Origin of the sequence: Acidovorax sp. JMULE5, from assembly GCF_013376875.1 — a bacterium.
Classification (GTDB): Bacteria; Pseudomonadota; Gammaproteobacteria; order Burkholderiales; family Burkholderiaceae_C; genus Acidovorax; species Acidovorax facilis.
Window position 1 is genome coordinate 3,208,617 of record NZ_CP035951.1, and the last position, 19,372, is coordinate 3,227,988.

19 protein-coding genes are annotated in these 19,372 nt (G+C 65.8%); 6 read left to right on the top strand and 13 right to left on the bottom strand.

Going from position 1 to position 19,372, the window contains the following annotated elements:
- Positions 1-2: 2 nt before the first annotated feature.
- The 5 genes from leuS to EXV95_RS14615 form a co-directional block, all read right to left on the bottom strand.
- Positions 3-2,696 (bottom strand): leucine--tRNA ligase, encoded by a 2,694-nt coding sequence (gene leuS / locus EXV95_RS14595; RefSeq protein WP_176887394.1) that lies wholly within the window; start codon positions 2,694-2,696, stop codon positions 3-5.
- A gap of 135 nt (positions 2,697-2,831) precedes the next feature.
- Positions 2,832-3,281, bottom strand: coding sequence for a biopolymer transporter ExbD (locus EXV95_RS14600; protein ID WP_176887395.1), 450 nt, complete (start codon positions 3,279-3,281; stop codon positions 2,832-2,834).
- Positions 3,278-4,069 (bottom strand): MotA/TolQ/ExbB proton channel family protein, encoded by a 792-nt coding sequence (locus tag EXV95_RS14605; RefSeq protein ID WP_176887396.1) that lies wholly within the window; start codon positions 4,067-4,069, stop codon positions 3,278-3,280. Before EXV95_RS14605 ends, EXV95_RS14600 begins: the two co-directional genes overlap by 4 nt.
- A 132-nt stretch (positions 4,070-4,201) precedes the next feature.
- Positions 4,202-4,966 carry a 4-hydroxy-tetrahydrodipicolinate reductase gene (gene dapB / locus EXV95_RS14610; RefSeq protein ID WP_370460270.1) on the bottom strand — a complete coding sequence of 255 codons (765 nt, stop codon included), beginning with the start codon at positions 4,964-4,966 and terminating at the stop codon, positions 4,202-4,204.
- 162 nt (positions 4,967-5,128) lie between these two features.
- Complete coding sequence (locus tag EXV95_RS14615) at positions 5,129-5,689, bottom strand: outer membrane protein assembly factor BamE (RefSeq protein WP_176887398.1); 561 nt, start codon at positions 5,687-5,689, stop codon at positions 5,129-5,131.
- Positions 5,690-5,778: 89 nt separating this feature from the next.
- Between EXV95_RS14615 and fur the strand changes: the two genes are divergently transcribed.
- Positions 5,779-6,195: a ferric iron uptake transcriptional regulator gene (gene fur, locus EXV95_RS14620; protein WP_055395436.1), complete on the top strand. Its 417-nt coding sequence runs from the start codon at positions 5,779-5,781 to the stop codon at positions 6,193-6,195.
- 176 nt (positions 6,196-6,371) lie between these two features.
- Here the strand turns inward: fur and hprK are convergent, their stop codons facing one another.
- The 4 genes from hprK to EXV95_RS14640 all read right to left on the bottom strand — a co-directional run bounded on the left by hprK (position 6,372) and on the right by EXV95_RS14640 (position 9,744).
- Positions 6,372-7,328 (bottom strand): HPr(Ser) kinase/phosphatase, encoded by a 957-nt coding sequence (gene hprK / locus EXV95_RS14625; RefSeq protein ID WP_176887399.1) that lies wholly within the window; start codon positions 7,326-7,328, stop codon positions 6,372-6,374.
- 35 nt (positions 7,329-7,363) lie between these two features.
- Positions 7,364-7,831 (bottom strand): PTS sugar transporter subunit IIA, encoded by a 468-nt coding sequence (locus tag EXV95_RS14630; RefSeq protein WP_055395439.1) that lies wholly within the window; start codon positions 7,829-7,831, stop codon positions 7,364-7,366.
- Positions 7,832-7,944: 113 nt separating this feature from the next.
- Positions 7,945-8,280, bottom strand: coding sequence for a ribosome hibernation-promoting factor, HPF/YfiA family (gene hpf, locus EXV95_RS14635; protein ID WP_010464246.1), 336 nt, complete (start codon positions 8,278-8,280; stop codon positions 7,945-7,947).
- A gap of 237 nt (positions 8,281-8,517) precedes the next feature.
- Positions 8,518-9,744, bottom strand: a complete 1,227-nt coding sequence (locus EXV95_RS14640; RefSeq protein ID WP_176887400.1) for an MFS transporter — start codon at positions 9,742-9,744, stop codon at positions 8,518-8,520.
- A gap of 271 nt (positions 9,745-10,015) precedes the next feature.
- Between EXV95_RS14640 and EXV95_RS14645 the strand changes: the two genes are divergently transcribed.
- Positions 10,016-10,936, top strand: a complete 921-nt coding sequence (locus tag EXV95_RS14645; RefSeq protein ID WP_176887401.1) for a phosphoribosylaminoimidazolesuccinocarboxamide synthase — start codon at positions 10,016-10,018, stop codon at positions 10,934-10,936.
- 186 nt (positions 10,937-11,122) lie between these two features.
- Here EXV95_RS14645 and trxA read toward each other — a convergent pair whose 3' ends face one another.
- The gene (trxA, locus tag EXV95_RS14650) at positions 11,123-12,031 is read right to left on the bottom strand and encodes a thioredoxin (protein WP_176887402.1); all 909 of its coding nucleotides are present in this window, start codon (positions 12,029-12,031) and stop codon (positions 11,123-11,125) included.
- Positions 12,032-12,188: 157 nt separating this feature from the next.
- On the opposite strand from trxA, the gene purE reads away from it, so the two are divergent.
- From purE to EXV95_RS14670, 4 genes are all read left to right on the top strand, one after another.
- The gene (gene purE / locus EXV95_RS14655) at positions 12,189-12,680 is read left to right on the top strand and encodes a 5-(carboxyamino)imidazole ribonucleotide mutase (RefSeq protein ID WP_176887403.1); all 492 of its coding nucleotides are present in this window, start codon (positions 12,189-12,191) and stop codon (positions 12,678-12,680) included.
- Between the two features lie 79 nt (positions 12,681-12,759).
- Entirely contained in the window at positions 12,760-13,932 is a 1,173-nt protein-coding gene (locus tag EXV95_RS14660; RefSeq protein WP_176887404.1) for a 5-(carboxyamino)imidazole ribonucleotide synthase, read from the top strand.
- Between the two features lie 2 nt (positions 13,933-13,934).
- Positions 13,935-14,951 (top strand): L-threonylcarbamoyladenylate synthase, encoded by a 1,017-nt coding sequence (locus tag EXV95_RS14665; protein ID WP_176887405.1) that lies wholly within the window; start codon positions 13,935-13,937, stop codon positions 14,949-14,951.
- A gap of 76 nt (positions 14,952-15,027) precedes the next feature.
- A complete protein-coding gene (locus EXV95_RS14670; protein ID WP_176887406.1) occupies positions 15,028-15,981 on the top strand; it encodes an SGNH/GDSL hydrolase family protein in 954 nt (317 codons plus the stop codon).
- 124 nt (positions 15,982-16,105) lie between these two features.
- Here the strand turns inward: EXV95_RS14670 and EXV95_RS14675 are convergent, their stop codons facing one another.
- The 3 genes from EXV95_RS14675 to dacB form a co-directional block, all read right to left on the bottom strand.
- Entirely contained in the window at positions 16,106-17,404 is a 1,299-nt protein-coding gene (locus EXV95_RS14675) for a lipase family protein (protein ID WP_121421483.1), read from the bottom strand.
- A gap of 131 nt (positions 17,405-17,535) precedes the next feature.
- Positions 17,536-17,805, bottom strand: a complete 270-nt coding sequence (locus EXV95_RS14680) for a SemiSWEET transporter (RefSeq protein ID WP_055395455.1) — start codon at positions 17,803-17,805, stop codon at positions 17,536-17,538.
- Between the two features lie 50 nt (positions 17,806-17,855).
- Positions 17,856-19,328 (bottom strand): D-alanyl-D-alanine carboxypeptidase/D-alanyl-D-alanine-endopeptidase, encoded by a 1,473-nt coding sequence (dacB, locus tag EXV95_RS14685; RefSeq protein ID WP_176887407.1) that lies wholly within the window; start codon positions 19,326-19,328, stop codon positions 17,856-17,858.
- Between the last annotated feature and the right edge of the window lie 44 nt (positions 19,329-19,372).

Sequence of the window (19,372 nt, forward strand, 5' to 3'; positions counted from 1 at the left end):
GGCTATACCACCACGTTCACGAGGCGGCCAGGCACCACAATGACGCGCTTGGGCGCAGCGCCTGCAGCCTGGGCCACAAACGCCTCGCTGGCCAGGGCAATGCGTTCGATCTCGGCCTTGTCGGCCTGTGCGGGCACATGGATGGAGCCGCGCAGCTTGCCGTTGACCTGCAGCATGAGCTCGATCTCGTCCTGCACCAGCGCGTTCGCATCGACCTGGGGCCAGGGTGCATCCAGCAGGTCGCCCAGTTCGGCCGCGTAACCCAGGCCGCTCCAGAGGCTGTGCGCAATGTGGGGGGTGGCCGGGTACAGGCAGCGCAGCAGGATGCCAAAGCCTTCGATCAGCGCCACCTGAGCACCAGCCGAGTCGGTGGCCTTGAAGTCTTCGAGCGCGTTGATCATCTTCATCGCGCCGGAGACCACGGTGTTGTACTGCATGCGCTGGTAGTCGTAGTCCACCTGCTTGAGCACGGTGTGGATCTCCAGGCGCAGGGCCTTGGCCTCTTTGCTGAATTCCACATCTTTCAGGCTGCTGGCGCTTGCCACGCTTGCGCTGGCAGCTCCCATATCCATAGCAGACAGCTTGAGGCCGAAGTTCCACACCCGGCGCAGGAAGCGATAGCTGCCTTCCACTGCGGCGTCGTTCCACTCCAGCGTGGCCTCGGGCGGGGCGGTGAACATGGTGTACAGGCGGGCGGTGTCGGCGCCGTACTTCTCGATCAGGTCCTGCGGGTCCACGCCGTTGTTCTTGGACTTGGACATGGTGCCCACGCCCTCGTAGTCGATGGGCGTGCCCACGGGCAACATACCGTCGCCGCTGGTGGCTTCGTTCTTCAGCTTGGCGCCGATGATCTTGCCGCCTTCGTCCAGCACGTGCTCCACGTCGTGCGGCCAGAAGTAGTCCTTGCCGCCCTTGGCGGTGCGGCGGCTGTAGATGTGGTTGAGCACCATGCCCTGCGTGAGCAGCTTGGTGAAGGGCTCATCGACCTTGACCAGGCCCAGGTCGCGCATGACCTTGGTCCAGAAGCGGGCGTACAGCAAGTGCAGGATGGCGTGTTCGATACCGCCGATGTACTGGTCCATCGGCATCCAGTAGTCGGCACCGCCCGCCACCATCGCGTCGGCATTCTTGGGGTCGCAGTACCGCATGAAGTACCACGAGCTATCCACGAACGTGTCCATGGTGTCCGTCTCGCGGCGGGCAGGCTTGCCGCACACGGGGCAGGTCACGCCCGCGTGGAAGCCTTCGTGCTTGTGCAGCGGGTTGCCCGAGCCATCGGGGATGCAGTCTTGCGGCAGCACCACGGGCAGGTCTTTTTCGGGCACGGGCACCGCGCCATGTTCGTCGCAGTGGATGATGGGGATCGGAGTGCCCCAGTAGCGCTGGCGGCTCACGCCCCAGTCGCGCAGGCGCCAGGTCGTCTTCTTCTCGCCCAGGCCCTTTTGCTCCAGCGCATGGGCCACGGCGTTCACGGCTTCCTTGTACGACAGGCCGCTGAAGCTGTCGGAGTTGATGGTCACGCCGCGTTGCTTGTCGCCGTACCAGTCGTTCCATTGGTGGTAGTCGAAGTGTTCGCCATCGACCAGCACCACCTGCTTGATCTCGATGCCGTACTTGAGGGCGAACGCGAAGTCGCGCTCGTCGTGCGCGGGCACGCCCATCACGGCACCGTCGCCATAGCCCATCAACACGTAGTTGCCGACCCAGACCTCGACCTTTTCGTCGGTGAGCGGGTGGGTGACGAACAGGCCCGTGGGCACGCCCTTCTTCTCTTGCGTGGCCAGCTCGGCCTCGGTCGTGCCGCCGCTCTTGCACTCTTCGATGAAGGCTTTCAGTGCAGGGTTGGTTTTGGCGGCATGGGTGGCCAGCGGGTGCTCGGGCGCCACGGCGCAGAAGGTCACGCCCATGATGGTGTCGGCGCGCGTGGTGAACACGTACATCTTGCCGTCGCCGATCAGCGCGTCGTCGTCACCCGCAATGTCGTGGGTAAACGCAAAGCGCACGCCCTCAGACTTGCCGATCCAGTTCTCCTGCATCAGCTTCACGCGCTCGGGCCAGCCGGGCAGCTTGTCGCCGGTCACAAAATCGAGCAGCTCTTCGGCGTAGTCGGTGATCTTGAGGTAGTAGCCAGGGATCTCGCGCTTTTCGACCACCGCACCCGTGCGCCAGCCCTTGCCGTCAATCACCTGCTCGTTGGCCAGCACGGTCTGGTCCACCGGGTCCCAGTTCACGACCTGGGTCTTGCGGTAAGCGATGCCCTTTTCCAGCATCTTCAAAAACAGCCACTGGTTCCACTTGTAGTAAGTGGGGTCGCAGGTGGCCACTTCGCGGCTCCAGTCGATGGCCAGGCCCATGGCCTGCATCTGCTTTTTCATGTACGCGATGTTTTCGTACGTCCACTTGGCAGGGGGCACACCATTCTTCAGCGCCGCGTTTTCAGCGGGCAGGCCGAAGGCGTCCCAGCCCATGGGCATCAGCACGTTGTGGCCGTTCATGCGCAGGTAGCGCGTGAGCATGTCGTTGATGGTGTAGTTGCGCACGTGGCCCATGTGCAGCTTGCCGCTGGGATACGGCAGCATCGAGCAGGCGTAGAACTTCTTCTTGTTGGCGTCTTCCGTCACGCGGTAGGCATCGGTGGCGGTCCAGTGGCCGCGGGCGGCGCGCTCGACGTCTTGGGGAGAGTATTTGTCTTGCATGGGGGCTCGGGGGTGAGAGGGAGGTGCAGCCGCAGGGCTGCGCTGCGCAGATTTTAGGCTGTCAGGCCCCGCCTTCCGCGCCTGCCGCCGCCAGCGGCCTGCGCAGACCGGTCGGCACGGCGGCACACGGCGGTTTCAGGGGGCCTTGGCAGGGGCAGACGGCGCGCCTGCAGCCGGTGGCTCGGCAACAAAGCCGATGCGCTGCAGCCCGGCCAGATGCGCTGCGCCCATGACCTCGACCACGCGCCCATAGGGCACTGCGGCGTCGGCGCGCAGCTGGATTTCGGTGTCGGGCCGTTCGGCGCCGATGCGGCGCAGGCGCTCAGCCAACGCGCTCTGCGACAGCGGCTGGTCGTCCAGAAAGGCTTGGCCCGACGCATCGACCACAAGGGTAACGAACTGCGGCGCACTACCGGGCGTGGCGCCCTCGGAGCGTGGCAGGTCGAGCCGGATGGAACTGGCCAGCAGCGGTGCCGTGAGGATGAAGATGACCACCAGCACCAGCATCACATCGACCAGCGGCGTCATGTTGATGTCGCTCATGGGCTGTGGCCCGGTGGTGCGTTCGAGTCTGCCGAAACTCATGCCCCCACGCTCCCCGCTGCGCGTGGTTCGCTGCCCCCCATGGGGGCGGACCCGCCTTGGGGCGGCCCGGCGGCGGGTCGGCTCGCATTGCTCAGACCTTCTGTGGTGCCTGCCAAACTCTGGAGGGCCGCCGTATCAATGACAAGTTCGCGCAGGTCGCGCGCAAACCCTTCCAGGTCCGCCTCGATGCGGCCGATCAGCCGCCCAAACACGTTGTAGGCCAGCACGGCGGGGATGGCCACGGCCAGCCCGGCCGCCGTCATGACAAGGGCCTCGCCCACGGGGCCGGAGACGCGGTCGATGGTGATCTGGCCCGCGCCCGCCATGGCCGTCAGCGCATGGTAGATGCCCCACACGGTGCCCAGCAGCCCCACGAACGGCGCGGTGGAGCCCACCGTGGCCAGCAGCACCTGGCCAAACTGCAGGCGCCCCAGCACGCCATGCAGGGCATCGCGCAGCACCCGAGTCAACCGCTGAGACAGGCTGCCCGCGCTGGCCAATGAGGCCGGGGCATCGGGCAGAGAATGATTTGCTATTGAATTTGCAGCAACCACCAGAGGCAAGACCAGCGCAGCGCGGTCAAAAGACTGCAAACGTTGTGCTGCAACCTCCATGGATGGCGCCTGCCAGAACGCCGCCGTGCAGCGGGCCACATCGGCACTGGCCTGGCGCATGAGCCGCAGCTTCCAGACGATGACCACCCAGCTGGCCACCGACATGGCCAACAGCACAAGTGCCGTGCCCTGCGTGACGGCGTCGCCCTGGCGCCACCAGTGGAGTGCGTCCATCACTACCCCGTTATGTGGCGCATCGCCCGCAGCTGGCGCGCTCTAAGCCAGTGCCACCGTGGAACTGGCTTTGCCAGGCCACGGGTGGCGTCTCCCTGCAGGGGGAAGATGCGAAGCATCTCAGGGGGTATCTCATTGCAGACCGAGCACGTCGAACATGTCGAACATGCCCGTCTTGTGCCCAGCGAGGAAACGCACCGCCCGCAGGCTGCCCTGTGCGTAGGTCGAGCGGCTGGAAGACTTGTGCGTGATCTCGATGCGCTCGCCGATGCCCGCGAACAGCACGGTGTGATCGCCCACGATGTCACCACCCCGGATGGTGGCAAAACCGATGCTCGACGGATCGCGCTCACCAGTGACACCTTCGCGGGCGTAAACGCCACATTCCTTGAGGTCGCGCCCCATCGCGTCAGCAATCACCTCGCCCATCTTGAGCGCGGTGCCCGAGGGCGCATCCACCTTGTGGCGATGGTGGGCTTCGATGATCTCGATGTCGTAGCCCGTGGCCATCGCCTTGGCCGCCATCTGCAGCAGCTTGAGGGTGACGTTCACGCCCACGCTCATGTTGGGCGCCATGACGATGGCGGTGCGCTGGGCAAAGACGGCAATCTCGGCCTTCTGCGCATCGGTGAAGCCCGTGGTACCCACCACGGCTTTTACCCCGAGTTCGCAGCACACGGCCAGGTGGACCAGGGTGCCCTCAGGGCGTGTGAAATCAATCAGAACGTCGGCGTTTTTCAGGCCCGCAGCAATGTCGGCCGTGATGGCAACACCGCTGGCATGGCCCAGAAACGCGGTGGCATCCGAACCGATGCCGGGGCTGGACGGCACGTCCAGCGCGCCTGCCAGCACACAGTCATCACTGGCGCGAAGGGCCTCGATCAGCATGCGGCCCATGCGACCGGATGCACCGGCGACGGCAACACGGAGGGGGCGCGAGGGCGTGGATGCGGGGGCAGGCGAAGGGGTCCCTGTCATGAGTGTCCTGTACGTTGTCGTTGGCTTTGAAGTGAGGCGGGCATCGATCTACCCGTTCCCCCACCGGCCAGATCGCGAAAATCAGCGTGCTGGCGCTTCCAGCGGCGGGTAGCTGACAGAGGCAGGCTCCAGCGGGGGCGCTGTCGGGGAGGAAGATGGCCGTTGCGACGCAGGGTAGCGGGCCAGTTGCTCCGGTGTGGCCTCCAGCACGCGCACCTTGCTTTTGGAACCACGCGAGCCCAGTGTGGCCACGAACTCGGTCTCTGTGGGCATGGGGTCGCCTTCGGAGCGGTCCAGCCCATCGCCCTTGAAATACACGGTCAGCTTGCGGGTCTGGGCTTCTTCACCGGGGCGCTTGAGCGTGAACACGTATTCCCAGCGGTCTGCATGGAACAAGCTGGTGACCAGCGGCGTACCGAGGATTTCACGCACCTGCTGGCGGCTCATGCCGGGCTGGAGCGCCTCGACCTGCTCGCGCGACACAAAATTGCCCTGCACCACATCGATTTTGTAGGGAGTGACAATGCTGGCAATGCGGGTACTGGCACCATCCAGGCTACTGCAACCGGCCAGGGCGGCCACGCTGGCACCGACCAAAAGGACCAGGCCCAGGCGGGCGCTGAAACGGGCTTTGACGGGCATGGGTAAAAGGGCTGAGGATATGATCGCCCCATTGTAGCGGCAGGCCTTCTGACCTTGAGGCCGAGGCCCGCATCCCGAAAGACCATGCCATGACCAACATCGACGAACTCAAAAGCACGGGACTCAAGGCCACGCTGCCCCGCCTGAAGATTCTGGAGATCTTCCAGAAAGGCGAGCAACGCCATATGACGGCCGAAGATGTGTTCCGCGTGCTGCTGGAAGAGCGTTCGGACATTGGCCTGGCCACGGTCTACCGCGTGCTCACGCAGTTCGAGCAGGCCAGCATCCTGATCCGCAGCAATTTCGAGAGCGGCAAGGCGGTGTACGAACTCAACGAAGGGCAGCACCACGACCACTTCATCTGCACGTCGTGCGGCAAGGTGGAGGAGTTCTACGACCCCGAGATTGAAAAACGCCAGCAGGCCGTGGCCAAGGCCAAGGGCTGGCTGGTGCAGGACCACACCATGGCCCTGTATGGCCAGTGCGCGGCCTGCGCTAGTAAATAAGCCCCCTGAGTCGCCTTCGGCGCCATCCCCCCGAGGGGGGACGCACCCGGTGGCCCGGCTAAGCCGGTTCCACGGGTGCGCTGGCCCTGGGCGCGCGCCAGTTTTTAACCATATAGGCAAAAATTGGCTCCAGCGCTTATTTGACAAGCGCTGATAGCTATCAAATACGAAGCAAATTACACGCCAGTGTCGCGCTCCATGGCGCGGCGATGGCGCTCCACAAATTCCTGGTAGGTATCAATGCCGCGCAGTTGCAAGATGGTGTTGCGCACGGCCGCTTCGACCAGCACGGCGATGTTGCGGCCGGCCACCACCTGAATCACGACCTTGAGCACAGGCACGCCCAGTACGTCTTGCGTGAGTGGCTCGTAGGGCAGGCGCTCGTAGTCGCGCTCCAGGGTCTCCTTGCGCACAAGGTGCACGATGAGTTTGAGGCGCATCTTGCGGCGGACCGCCGTCTCGCCAAAGATGGCACGGATATCGAGCAGACCGATGCCGCGCACTTCCAGCAGGTTCTGCAGCAGATCGGGGCACTTGCCCTCGATGGTGGTCTGGTTGATGCGGAACAGGTCCACCGCATCGTCGGCCACCAGGCCGTTGCCGCGCGAGATCAGCTCCAGGCCCAGCTCGCTTTTCCCCAGGCCAGATTCGCCGGTGATCAGCACCCCCAGGCCGAGAATGTCCATGAACACGCCGTGCATGGTGGTGCGGTCGGCAAAGTGCTTGGACAGGTAGGCACGCAGCACGTCGATCACAAACGCCGAGGACTCGTGCGTGGAGAACATCGGGATCTGCGCGCGCTCGCACATCGACACCAATGCATCGGGGGCGGTCTGGTCGTCGGCCAGCACCAGCACGGGCGGCTCCAGCGTCACGATGCGGGCAATGCGACGCTTGCAATCGTCGGGAGACGCGCTGCTCAGATAGGCAATCTCGCGCTCGCCCAGGATCTGGACGCGGTAGGGATGGATGTAATTGAGGTAGCCGACCAGATCGGCCCCGGAGCGCGCGGACCGCACGGCCACTTCGTCAAAGCGCCGCTCGGAAGCGCCCAGCCCGGCCACCCACTCCCACTTCAGGGGGCCGCGAAATTCCTCAAACAGAACATCGGCGCTGACAACATTGGGCTTCACGGCGAATCAGCGAAAGTGCGCAGCGCCAGACAGGCTCAAGCCGTTTGCGTGGACTGCCAGCCGGCAATCATGCCGTGCAGTTCGGCAGCATCGGTGCAGGCCTTGAGCCTTTCACGCAGGGCCGAATCGCTGAGCAGTTCGGCAATCTCGGAGAGGATTTCGAGGTGCTTCTGTGTGGCGGCTTCAGGCACCAGCAGAAAAATCAGCAGACCCACAGGCAATTCGTCTGGCGCATCGAACCCGATGGGGTTCAGCAGCTGGAACACGGCAGCCATCGGTGCCTTGAGGCCCTTGATGCGCCCGTGGGGAATGGCCACGCCATGGCCCAGTCCGGTGGAGCCCAGGCGTTCACGCGCAAAGAGACTGTCGGTGATCAACGCGCGCGAGAGACCGTGCTGGCTCTCGAACAGCAGACCCGCTTCTTCAAAAGCACGCTTCTTGCTGGTGGCGTCAACGCTCACAAGCACTTGAGCGGAGGGCAGGATGGAGGCGAGTCGGTTCATGGTCAAGGGTAACAATTATGCACATATTGGCGAAAACCCTGAGCGCGGCGCTGTGGGCAACAAAAAAACCGCCCGAAAGGGGCGGCTGCTGTGCCAGGCTCAGGGCTGGCGCATCAAGCGTGCAGTTCGCGCTTGGCGGCTTCGTGGTGGTGGTCCTGCAGGCGATCCTTGTGGCGCACCACCTGACGGTCCATCTTGTCGACCAGTTCATCCACGGCAGCATACAGGTCGGCGTGGGAGCTTTCGGCAAACAGGTCGTTGCCCTTCACATGGATATTGCATTCCGCTCGCTGCCGCTTTTCCTTCTCCTTTTGCTTCTCTACCGTCAGCAGTACCTTGACGTCGACAACTTGGTCAAAATGGCGGGTGATCCGGTCCAGCTTGGTGGTGACGTAGTTGCGCAAGGCTGGGGTAACTTCGAGGTGGTGACCGCTGATCGTCAGGTTCATAAATAAGTCTCCTGTAACACTCTCTGTGGAAGAAGCGCCGCCCTGGATCAGAGGAGCGGCCCGGCGAACTTGGATGCATCCCGTTGACGTGAAGTCACTATGCCCCCGCCCTTCCTGAAAAGCAATCCCATTCCGCCCCGACCCGCTGGGTTATGCCCGCCAAGGTGCCAAGCCCCCAAAAAGCGCGCACAATGGCTGAGTTGCCGGGGAGCACACGCCCCGCCAGTCGGCAGTTGCTCAGCGTGCCGAAGGCGCTGCACCATGCAGCGTCAACCGCCCTGCCACCACCATCGACAGCAGGCTCGCGGCAATACCCACCAGCGCCGCCATCCAGTAGTTCTGCACCAGTCCCTGCGCGTCGCGGCTGATCAGCATCCCGCCCACCAAAGACGCCGCCCCCATGGCCGCAGACTGCACCGATGCGTTCAAGGTCATGAAGGTACCGCGCAGCGGTGCCTGCGCCGCAGAGGCCACGATGGCCATGCCGGGAATCATCCGGCCGCTCACAAAGGCAAACATCAGGGTGGACACCGCCAGAACGCCCCACAGCGGCAGCCCCTGCACCAGCGTGATGCCCAACAGGCAGGGCGCCGCAGCCAGGGCCAGCCAGCGAAAGGTTCGCACCTTGCCGCGCAGGTCCGTCAACCGGCCAAACAGGCGCGCGGTGAACAGGGTCGCGACACCTCCACACAGGTAGGCCACCGGAATCTGGTCGGCCCGCACACCGGCATTGGTCTGCATGTAGATGGTGATGTAGGGAATCACCGTAAAACCTGTAAACATGAGCAACGCGGAGAACAGGAACGCCCAGCGATGGTTCGGGTCGACAAGCACTTGTCCGATGCCGCCCAGCGCCGTTCGTCCGCTGGCCGCCTGCACATGGGCCGTCATCGCCGGCATGGTGCGCGCCGCCAGCACGGCCAGCAGCCCCACCATCGCGGCAATCGCAATGAATGGCATGTTCCAGCCGCCCACCTCGGCAAGGATCAGCCCCAGCGGAACACCGGCCACGGTCGATACCGAGAACGAGGTCATCACGATGCCCATCGCACGGCCGCGCCGCTCGAACGGGATCACGTCAGCCACGATGGTTTGCGACAGGGCCGACAAGACACCCCCGAATGCCCCCGCCAAAACGCGCGCCACCATGAGCGTGCCGTAGGTGGGCGCCACGCCACAGGCCAGTGTGGCCAGCCCAAACAGGACGTAGAGGACCAGCAGCAGCCGCTTGCGCCCGAACCGGTCAATGTACGTAGACGCCAGCAAACCCGAAGCCCCGGCCGACAGCGTATACGCCGACACCAGCAGCCCGAACTGCGCGTCGCTGATGGAAAACAGCTGCGTGAACCGGGGCCCCAGCGGCATCATGATCATGAAGTCAAGGATGTGGGTGAACTGAATGCCTGCCAGGGTAAGCAGCAGCCAAAGTTCGCGGCGGGGAGTAAGCGCAGAGGTGGAGGGCACAGGGGGCGCGGCCAAAGGTGGCGCTGTCAGATTCAGGGCCACACAGTGTGCCGCAAGCTCACCGAGCGCGCAGGTCCGCACTGGAGCCCTCGTGCACGCCGGTACATGCCCCTGCCGAGCCCCCACCGAGCCCTTGCCGCAGACACGCGTCAGACCCGCGCGTAAAATCCAAAGGTTGCGCGCACGCACTTGAAGACTTCACCAGCTCCCGCGCTTCACTCCCCGTTTTGCGGCCTGCCTGCAGCGCACATCGATCGCCCACACCGACACCATGACCCAGCCCAGCTCCAACGCCCTGCACACCTCCGCCCTGACATCGCTGCCCCTGCTGGCACGCGGCAAGGTGCGCGACAACTACGCCGTGGGCGACGACCGCATCCTGATGGTGGCCAGCGACCGCCTCTCGGCCTTCGACGTGATCATGGGTGAGCCCATTCCGGGCAAGGGCGAGCTGCTCACGCAGATGGCGCTGTTCTGGTTCGACAAGCTCGGGGACATCTGCCCCAACCACCTCACGGGCGACGCGCCCGAAAGTGTGGTGTCGCCGGAAGAAGCTCCGCAGATCCGTGGCCGTTCAATGCTCGTGCAGCGGCTGCAGCCCATCCCCGTCGAAGCCGTGGTGCGCGGCTACCTGGCCGGCAGCGGCTGGAAGGAATACCAGGAATCACGCGCGGTGTGCGGCGTGCCCCTGCCGGAAGGCCTGACCAACGCCGCCAAACTGCCCGAACCGATCTACACCCCAGCCGCCAAGGCCGCTGCGGGCGAGCACGATGAAAACATCACGTTCGAGCGCACGGTGGAGATGATTGGCCTCGACCTGGCCACCCGCATCCGCGACCTGAGCATCGCGATCTACAAGGCCGCGGCCGAGATCGCGCTGACCAAGGGCATGATCATTGCCGACACCAAGTTCGAGTTTGGCCTGGCGCCCGATGGCACGCTGGTGCTGATGGACGAAGTGCTCACGCCCGACAGCTCGCGCTATTGGCCGGTGGAAGGCTACGAAACCGCCCTGGCAGCCGGCCAGAACCCACCGAGCTACGACAAGCAGTTCGTGCGCGACTGGCTGGAGCAAGCCCAGGTGAACGGCAAGCCCTGGGACAAGACCGCGCCCGCCCCCCGTCTGCCGCGCGAAGTTATCGAAAAGACCGCCGCCAAGTACCGCGAGGCGCTGGAGCGTTTGGTCGGTTAAACGGCGACCTGCTTAAAAAACACAAAAGGCTCCCAACCGGGAGCCTTTTCTTTTCTGACCATCGCACGAAGCAGTCGCAACTGGCACGGTACAGGCCAGCGGCCGCCGTGCAAGGGCCGCCCCGCCGCACTGGCGGTGTCCCCCTTCCAGGGGGAAGGCGCAAAGCGCCTCAGGGGGTAGCCTGTTCTAGCTCAGCACCACGCTAGACAAACGGCGGCGGTAAGTAGCCACCACCGGGTCGTCGGGCGGGATCTGGCCGTCGGCCACCTTCGCCTTGGGCGCCTCGATGATTTCGAGGATGGCCACATACGTCTTGCGGGCGATCTCCTCGCCCCAGGCCTTGTCGCGCATGAGGATTTCGAGCAGTTCGTCCATCGCGTCCGTCCAGCGTTGGTCGGCCATGAGCCAGCGGGCACGGGCGTAGCGGGTGTCAAAGTCGCGTTTGTTGGCGGCAATTTTTGCATCAAAATCGGCCCCAACGCTTTCCCCATAAGCACTAGAAGCTACAAAATCAAGAGCATCCATCCAGGCTTTGAGTGCACCCAGCTTGCGCGATGTGGCCGCCTTGGCGATCACGGGGGCAAAGGCCACCTTGGCGTCGTCCTCGCGACGCAACTGCAGCAGCAGCTTGACGTAGTCGAAGCGCGCGTCGTCATTGGAAGGATCGGTCACCACGGCGTGCTGCAGCTTCTCCAGCGCGGTACTGGTGTCGCCTTCAGCCAGGGCGTCCTGGGCTTCTTCTTCCTCAATTTCCGCCACCAGTTCTTCGGCGGTGGGGATGTGCTTGTCCAGAAAGGCGCGCACCTGGCCTTCGGGCAGGGCGCCCATGAAGCCATCCACGGGCTGGCCGTTCATGAGCAGCACGCAGGTGGGGATGCTGCGGATGCCGAACATGCCCGCCAGCTGCTGCTCCTGGTCCGAGTCGATCTTGACCAGCTTGAAGCGGCCCGCGTAGTCGGTCTCCAGCTTCTCCAGCACCGGCCCCAGCGACTTGCAGGGGCCACACCAGGGCGCCCAGAAGTCCACCAGCACGGGCACGTTCATCGAGGCAGCAACCACCTCGGCTTCAAAATTTTCTACGGTGACGTCAATCATGGTGGTGGGGAGGCCAGGGGCCTGTGGAGCGGTTTGCGCGCTATTTTGGCCCATCGAAACAGCCCCATGCCGGGAAGGGAGGCGCAAAAAGTAAAATCGCGGGTTCCACCTACAGCGGCAGAGCAGGCGCAACCTGCCCGCCAGCGCCCTCCACACCATGAAACCCATCCAGATCGGCGTGGTCATGGGTTCCAGCAGCGACTGGGACACCATGCAGCATGCAGTGCAGATTCTTGAACAGTTCGGCATCTCGCACGAGGCCCGCGTGGTCTCGGCCCACCGCATGCCCGACGACATGTTTGCCTACGCCGAGGCCGCTGCCGGCCGGGGCCTCAAAGCCATCATCGCGGGCGCCGGTGGCGCCGCCCACCTCCCCGGCATGATTGCCGCCAAGACCACCGTGCCCGTGCTGGGCGTGCCCGTGGCCAGCCGCCACCTGCAGGGTGTGGATTCGCTGCACAGCATCGTGCAGATGCCCAAGGGCATCCCCGTGGCCACGTTCGCCATCGGCACGGCGGGCGCTGCCAATGCGGCCCTGTTCGCCGTGGCCCTGCTGGCCAACGAAAGCCCCGAACTGCGCCAGCGCCTGGAAGCATTCCGTGCCGAGCAGACGGAAGTGGCCCGCAACATGACCTTGCCGCCCGCATGAACACGACCCCCACGCTCCACCGCTGCGCGGGTCGCTGCCCCCCGAGGGGGCCGCTTTTTCATCTTGGGGCGGCCCGGCGATGAAAAAATCCACCCATCAACCCCTTCTGCCCGGTAGCACACTGGGCGTGCTGGGCGGCGGCCAGCTGGGCCGCATGTTTGTGCACCAGGCGCAGGCCATGGGCTACTTCACGGCCGTGCTCGACGCCGACCCCACCAGCCCGGCCGGGCTGGTGAGCCACCACCACATCCAGACCGGCTATGAAGATCCGCAAGGCCTGGCCGAGCTGGCCCGCCTGTCGGATGCTGTGACCACCGAGTTCGAAAACGTGCCCGCTACCGCGCTGGCTGCACTGGCTGCGCAACGCCCCGTGTCGCCCGCCGCCAGCGCTGTGTCGGTGGCGCAAGACCGTGCGCGGGAGAAGGCCCACTTCGTGGCCTGCGGCGTGCCCTGTGCGCCGTATGCGGTGATCGAAACGGCGGAGCAACTGGCTGCAGTTTCTTCTGATCTGTTACCAGGCATCCTGAAGACGGCCCGCATGGGCTACGACGGCAAGGGCCAGGTGCGCGTGAAGACGCCCGCCGAGCTGGCCCCTGCCTGGGACTCAGTCGGCAAGGTGCCCTGCGTGCTGGAGAAGATGCTGCCGCTGGCGCTGGAATGCTCGGTGATCGTGGCGCGCGGCGCCGACGGTGGCACCGTGCACCTGCCCGTACAGCGCAACCTGCACCGCGACGGGATTCTGGCGGTGACGGAGGTTTTTGAACAAAATCTGCCTCCAGCGCTTGCCCAGCAAGCGGTAGCAGCTGCAGTTTCGATAGCAAATGGTTTGCAATACGTCGGCGTGCTCTGCGTGGAGTTCTTTGTGCTGCAGGACGGCAGCCTGGTGGTGAACGAGATCGCCCCGCGCCCACACAACAGCGGCCACTACAGCCAGAACGCCTGCGACGTGTCGCAGTTCGAGCTGCAGGTGCGCACCATGGCCCGCCTGCCGCTCACGCAGCCGCGCCAGCACAGCCCCGCCGTGATGCTCAACCTGCTGGGCGACCTGTGGTTTGCACACGGCGACGCCGCGCAGACGCCCCCCTGGGCCGAGGTGCTGGCCCTGCCCGGCACGCACCTGCACCTGTATGGCAAGCGCGACGCCAAGCGCGGCCGCAAGATGGGGCACCTCAACATCACCGCAGCCACCCCCGAAGCAGCACGTGCCACTGCCCTGAAGGCGGCGGCCCTGCTGGGCATTGCGCAGTTCTGACCATGATTCTTGACGGCACCCAGCCCGCATCCATCGCCGCCGCAGCGCGGGCCGTGCGCAGCGGCGCGCTGCTCGGCCTGCCCACTGAGACGGTGTACGGCCTGGCGGCCGACGCCAGCAGCGATGCCGCCGTGGCGCAGATCTTTGCGGCCAAGGGACGCCCCAGCGACCACCCCCTGATCGTGCATGTGGCCAATGCCGAGGGCATTGCGCACTTCGCCAGCGAGGTGCCGGGCTTTGCGCAGAAGCTGGTCGATGCCTTCTGGCCCGGCCCGCTCACGCTCATCCTGCCGCGCCTGCCCGGCGTGGCCAGCGCCGCCACGGGCGGGCAGGACAGCGTGGGACTGCGCTGCCCCGCCCACCCCGTGGCCCATGCCCTGCTGCTGGCCTGCGCCGCACCCGGCGACAGCGACGCCCAGGGCGGCCCTCCCGTGTGGGGCGTGGCCGCCCCCAGCGCCAACCGCTTTGGCCGCGTGAGCCCCACCACCGCCCGGCACGTGCAGGACGAGCTGGGCGCCGAGCTGCTGGTGCTCGACGGAGGCCCGTGCGAAGTGGGCATCGAAAGCACCATCGTGGACTGCACGCGCGGCGTGCCCGTGCTGCTGCGCCCCGGCGCCATCACGCGCGAGCAAATCCGGGCGGCCTGCGGCATTGCGCCGCTGTCCAAGGACGACATGCCCGCGCTCACGCCCCGCGCCTCGGGCACGCTCGAAGCGCACTACGCGCCCGCCGCCAAGGTGCGACTGATGGACGCCAAGGCGCTGCAGACCGGCCTGGACCTGCTGGGCGCCGACGCCGCCCACATCGCGGTGTATGCCCGTGCTGCGCTGCGCACCCAATCGTCCAAGCTCGTCATGCGCCGCATGCCCGACGACGCCACCGCCACGGCCCAGCAGCTGTTCGCGGTGCTGCGCGGCTTTGACGACGATGGCGTGAAACTGATCTGGATCGAGACCCCGCCCACCAGCCCCGAGTGGGAAGGTGTGCGCGACCGCCTGCAGCGTGCGTCTGCAGCGTGATTCCGGCCGCGCCAGACGGCTTTACATGCGTTGACGTTGCACCGCTAAACTACCCCCCACTTTTCTGGAGAAATACATGGCAGCAAATTGGATGCGCCGCACCGTACTGGTCGCCGCATGTGCGTCGGCCGCGTTGCTCGCGGCCTGCGGTTCCAGCACCACCGAATCGGCCATCGCGCCCGAGCGCTTCATCGCGTTTGGCGATGCCAACAGCGATGTGGGGCAAAAAGGAACGCGCTATACCGTCAACGACGGCAGTGTGAACAACTGGACCCTGCAGGTGGCCGCCAACTACGGCAAGCCCCTTGCGGCCGCCTCTGCGGGTGGCAAGAGCTATGCCGTAGGCAATGCCCGCGTGAAGACCAAGCCCGACGCGGCTGGCAACGCCAGCACCGCCACCATTACCGAGCAGATCGACACCTTCCTGGCCAGTGGCAGCTTTGGCGCCAGTGACGTGGTGTTTCTGAGCGGCGGCATCAGCGACGTGATCGCCGGCATGGCCGCCGTGCAGGCCGGCACCCAGACCGAGGCCGCCATGGTGGCCGCAGCCCGCCAGGCGGGTGAAGACATGGCCGCGCAGGTGCGTCGCCTGGTCGCCGCAGGCGCCAAGTATGTGGTCGTGACGGGAACCTACGACCTGAGCAAGACCCCCTGGGCCAAGACCATTGGCCGCGAAGCCCTGTTGGCCGACGCCAGCAGCCGCTTCAACGACGGCCTGCTCGTGGGCATCGTGGACCTGGGTGCCAACGTACTGTATGTGGACCTGGCCTACTACGTGAACCTGTACACCGGCGTACCCGCCAACTACGGTTTCAACAACGCCACCACGGCCGTGTGCACCTCGGTGGATGCCACCAACGGCATCGGCATCGGCGCAGGACAGGTCAACTCTGCCCTGTGCACCGCCTCCACGCTGCTGCCGGGCGCCAGCCAGACCTCCTACGTGTTTGCGGACCCGGTGTACCTCACGCCCTCGGCGCAGCGCCAGTTCGGCACCTACGCTTACGACCGCCTGCGCGCCCGCTGGTAAGGGGCTGCTGACTCGCCCCCAGCCGCCGCTGAGCCTGCTGCTGTGCAGGGGCAGCGGCCCACAAAAAAAGCCGACCCTTGGGTCGGCTTTTTGCTGTACGGCATGCCACGGCATGCCGACCGGCTTACTTGACCATGTCGAACACAGCGCGCGCCTGGGCGTGGCAGAACGGGGGTTCATAGGTGCCATGGTAGGCGCCGTAGTAGGTGGCAAACGCGGCCGATGCGGGGTCGGTGGGGGCCTGGCCACCCGGGCCAAAGGTGGCCTGGATGGCGGCATCGACGTCGACCGAGGTCACGTTGGTCAGGCCCCGGCTGTCGAAGTCGGCCTTCATCACGCGCTGGTGAATGGCTGGCGGCACTGTGGGGTCACCCGCGCCGCCGCACAGCAGCACGCGGGCCTTGGGGCTCCAGCCCAGCAGGTCGTTCTTCTTGGCCGCCAGGTACAGCGGGTGGGTGGTGCTGGTCTGCGAGCCCGTGATGAAGGCGGACTGGAACAGCGCGTCGCGCGCCTGGTTGGGCGTGCCTGCGGGCAGGGTGCCCGAGGTGAGCAGCGTGGTGTAGGTCATCGTGGGGTTGGGCAGCAGGTTTTCGATGTAGCCCGAGTACGGTGCCTTGAAGACCTGCTTGACGTCCGTGTAAACGTCGCCATAGACCTTCTGCCAGGCCGTCACCAGATACGGCACGAAGAACTGCACCCCGGCAATCGCATCCGGAATGCGCAGCGAGCCCGACAGGTTGTACGGGCCCGCCAGGTGGGCACCAGCAACCACATTGAATTCGCTGCCGTAGTCGCGTTCCGCAGCGCGGTGCGCGGCCATCGACGAATGCCCGCCCTGCGAGTAGCCCGTGAACATGACCTTGCCCGACAGATTGGCCCCCACGGTGCCCGCTGCGTTGCGTGCGGCACGCACCGAGTCGATGACCGTGGTGGCTTCCGAATCGGCATGCAGGTAGGGGTGGTAGCTGTAGCCCGACTTGGCAAAGCCCAGGTAGTCGGTGGCCACCACCGCATAGCCCTGGGCGGCGTACATGGCGGCGAGCAGGAAGGTTTCGCTGTCCTGCGGGTTGGCCAGGGTGCGGGGCTTTTGCACATCGGTGCCCTTGGCGTAGGCAATCAGCGGTGCGGCCGTGCTGCAGCTGCCAGCGGGCACCAGCATCACGCCCGAGGCGTTGGTGTTCTCTCCGGCCTTGGCGCCGACGGTGGCGTAGTTGAGCGCCACCACCTTGACATCACACTTCGCCTTGCCCGTGATGGCCTGCAGACCGCTGCTGGAGGTGCCTGCGTCGATCTGCGCGGCCGTCAGCGTGGTCATCACGGCAGGGGGGTCGATCAGCGAACCACGGTCTGGATCGTCAGAGCCACCGCAGGCGACAAGCAGCACCGCAGCAGCGGCAACACAGGTAAGGCGGAAATACTTCATGGATGGATACCTCAGGTCAAGAAACAACGACGCATCGTGCGCGCACCTGCACTGCACCATCCATAGGGGATAACGCGGACCGAACCAGCGGGCAGACGCCTAGGTGACAGCAGCCCGCCAGCAGTGGCTGCTCAACGATGGCCACGCGCCCCGTAGACCAGCTTCATCCCCAGGATCGTCCCCGCCAGTGCGAGCGTGATGGCGTTGGCCACCACGATGGGCCACGCCGCCAGGACGACGCCATACACCAGCCACAGCGCCACCCCCGCCGTGAACACGCTGTACATGCCCAGAGAGATGCCCCGGACATCGCGGGTGCGGAAGGTGTGCAGGGCCTGCGGAACGAAGCTGCAGGTGGTCAGGAAGGCGGCAACGTAGCCGATCAGCTCGGTGGTGGACATGGGGGGAGGCGGGTGACTGCGCGGCGGATGGCTGCGCGAGTGCGCATTATTCACTGGTCGCGCGCGGTCCAGTCGATCAGGCTGTCGAGCACGGGCCGCGCAGCGCCGGCATTGGCATGGTTGACCACGGCCACCAGCACATACCGCCGCCCGCTGGCCGCGTGCACGTAACCGGCCACGGCCATCACATCGCGCAGGCTGCCCGTCTTGAGGTGGGCCGTGCCCGCACGGCTCTGGCTGCGACGCAGCGTGCCGTCCACCCCGGAGATGGGCAGCGACGCCACCAGCTCCGGCATCACGGGCGATACCCAGGCCACCTGCAGCATGCGCGCTAGTGCCTGGGCCGTCAGGCGGGCATCGCGGCTCAGGCCTGCGCCGTTGTCGGCCTGGGGCGGCTCGGCGTCGCCGATGCGTGCAAGCCACCACTGGCGCAGGGCCTCGCGGGCACCGTCGAAGGTGGCCACGCCGTTCTTTTGCAGTGCCAGCGTCAGGAACACCTGCTGCGCCATGACGTTGTTGCTGTACTTGTTCACGTCGCGCACGACCTCGGCCAAGGCTGGCGACGTGACCACAAACGCGGGTTTGAGGCCCGCAGGCACCTTGCCTTCGCGCACGCTGCCCGTGAGCTTGCCGCCCAGTTCGCGCCACATGCCCTCCACGGCCTTCGCCGCAAAGCCGCGCGGGTCGGCGGCGGCCACGGGCCACACCCGCTCCCCGCAGGACGCGGGGTACACGCCCTGAAAGCTCACCTTGGCAGGGTCGGCCAGCTCCGCCCGCAAGGCACCACGCCAGTCGCCACACTCGGTGCCCGGCGCGGCCAGCGCCACGGTGGCCTGGCGCTGCACACCCGCCAATGGCGGGTCGTACTGGATGCGCGCAAGGCCTGCGGCGGCATCCGGCACAAAGGTCATCACCGACGATTTGTAGTTGAGCAGCAGCGCGTCGGGCGCGGCGTTGTAGGGGCGCAGGGGCTCGCCATCAAATCGCGCTGGATCGTGGTCGGGCACCTCAAAGGCGGTGCGGTCGAGCACGATGTCGCCCACGATGACCTGGATGCCCTGGCCCTGCAGGCGGCGCATCAGCAGCCACAGCCGCTCCATGACCAGCTTGGGGTCTCCCTGGCCCTGGATGTAGACGTTGCCCCGCAGGCTGCCGTCCTGCACCGTGCCCTGCAGATAGACCGGGGTGTTCCACACATAGGCGGGGCCCAGTTGCTCCAGCGCAGCGTAAGTAGTCACCAGCTTCATCACCGATGCCGGGTTCACCGGCAACTGCGCACGGTGCGCCAGGCGCACAGGCGAAGTCTTGCCGCCCTGGGCATCCAGCACCATCACCGACAGGGCCTCGCGCGGCAACCTGGCGCGGGCCAGGGCGGCTTCGACCTCGGGCGGCAGCGGGGTTGCGGGCGCCGCCGCCTGGGCCTGGGCCGTGTCAACAGCCCCCACCAGAGCCAACCAGGCCACAACAACACCCAGGGCCCCACGCAGCGCAGCGCGGCGCCAAAAAACAGGAAGCAAAAGCATGGAGCGAGTCTATCGCCCGGCAGGAAGCCCACCTGGGTCGCGCC

Excerpts from the sequence above, each read along its gene's own strand:
- leuS (WP_176887394.1), bottom strand. The coding sequence starts at position 2,696 with ATGCAAGACAAATACTCTCCCCAAGACGTCGAGCGCGCCGCCCGCGGC.
- EXV95_RS14600 (WP_176887395.1), bottom strand. The coding sequence starts at position 3,281 with ATGAGTTTCGGCAGACTCGAACGCACCACCGGGCCACAGCCCATGAGC.
- EXV95_RS14605 (WP_176887396.1), bottom strand. The coding sequence starts at position 4,069 with ATGGACGCACTCCACTGGTGGCGCCAGGGCGACGCCGTCACGCAGGGC.
- dapB (WP_370460270.1), bottom strand. The coding sequence starts at position 4,966 with ATGGGCCGCATGCTGATCGAGGCCCTTCGCGCCAGTGATGACTGTGTG.
- EXV95_RS14615 (WP_176887398.1), bottom strand. The coding sequence starts at position 5,689 with ATGCCCGTCAAAGCCCGTTTCAGCGCCCGCCTGGGCCTGGTCCTTTTG.
- fur (WP_055395436.1), top strand. The coding sequence starts at position 5,779 with ATGACCAACATCGACGAACTCAAAAGCACGGGACTCAAGGCCACGCTG.
- EXV95_RS14630 (WP_055395439.1), bottom strand. The coding sequence starts at position 7,831 with ATGAACCGACTCGCCTCCATCCTGCCCTCCGCTCAAGTGCTTGTGAGC.
- hpf (WP_010464246.1), bottom strand. The coding sequence starts at position 8,280 with ATGAACCTGACGATCAGCGGTCACCACCTCGAAGTTACCCCAGCCTTG.
- EXV95_RS14645 (WP_176887401.1), top strand. The coding sequence starts at position 10,016 with ATGACCCAGCCCAGCTCCAACGCCCTGCACACCTCCGCCCTGACATCG.
- trxA (WP_176887402.1), bottom strand. The coding sequence starts at position 12,031 with ATGATTGACGTCACCGTAGAAAATTTTGAAGCCGAGGTGGTTGCTGCC.
- purE (WP_176887403.1), top strand. The coding sequence starts at position 12,189 with ATGAAACCCATCCAGATCGGCGTGGTCATGGGTTCCAGCAGCGACTGG.
- EXV95_RS14660 (WP_176887404.1), top strand. The coding sequence starts at position 12,760 with ATGAAAAAATCCACCCATCAACCCCTTCTGCCCGGTAGCACACTGGGC.
- EXV95_RS14665 (WP_176887405.1), top strand. The coding sequence starts at position 13,935 with ATGATTCTTGACGGCACCCAGCCCGCATCCATCGCCGCCGCAGCGCGG.
- EXV95_RS14670 (WP_176887406.1), top strand. The coding sequence starts at position 15,028 with ATGGCAGCAAATTGGATGCGCCGCACCGTACTGGTCGCCGCATGTGCG.
- EXV95_RS14675 (WP_121421483.1), bottom strand. The coding sequence starts at position 17,404 with ATGAAGTATTTCCGCCTTACCTGTGTTGCCGCTGCTGCGGTGCTGCTT.
- EXV95_RS14680 (WP_055395455.1), bottom strand. The coding sequence starts at position 17,805 with ATGTCCACCACCGAGCTGATCGGCTACGTTGCCGCCTTCCTGACCACC.
- dacB (WP_176887407.1), bottom strand. The coding sequence starts at position 19,328 with ATGCTTTTGCTTCCTGTTTTTTGGCGCCGCGCTGCGCTGCGTGGGGCC.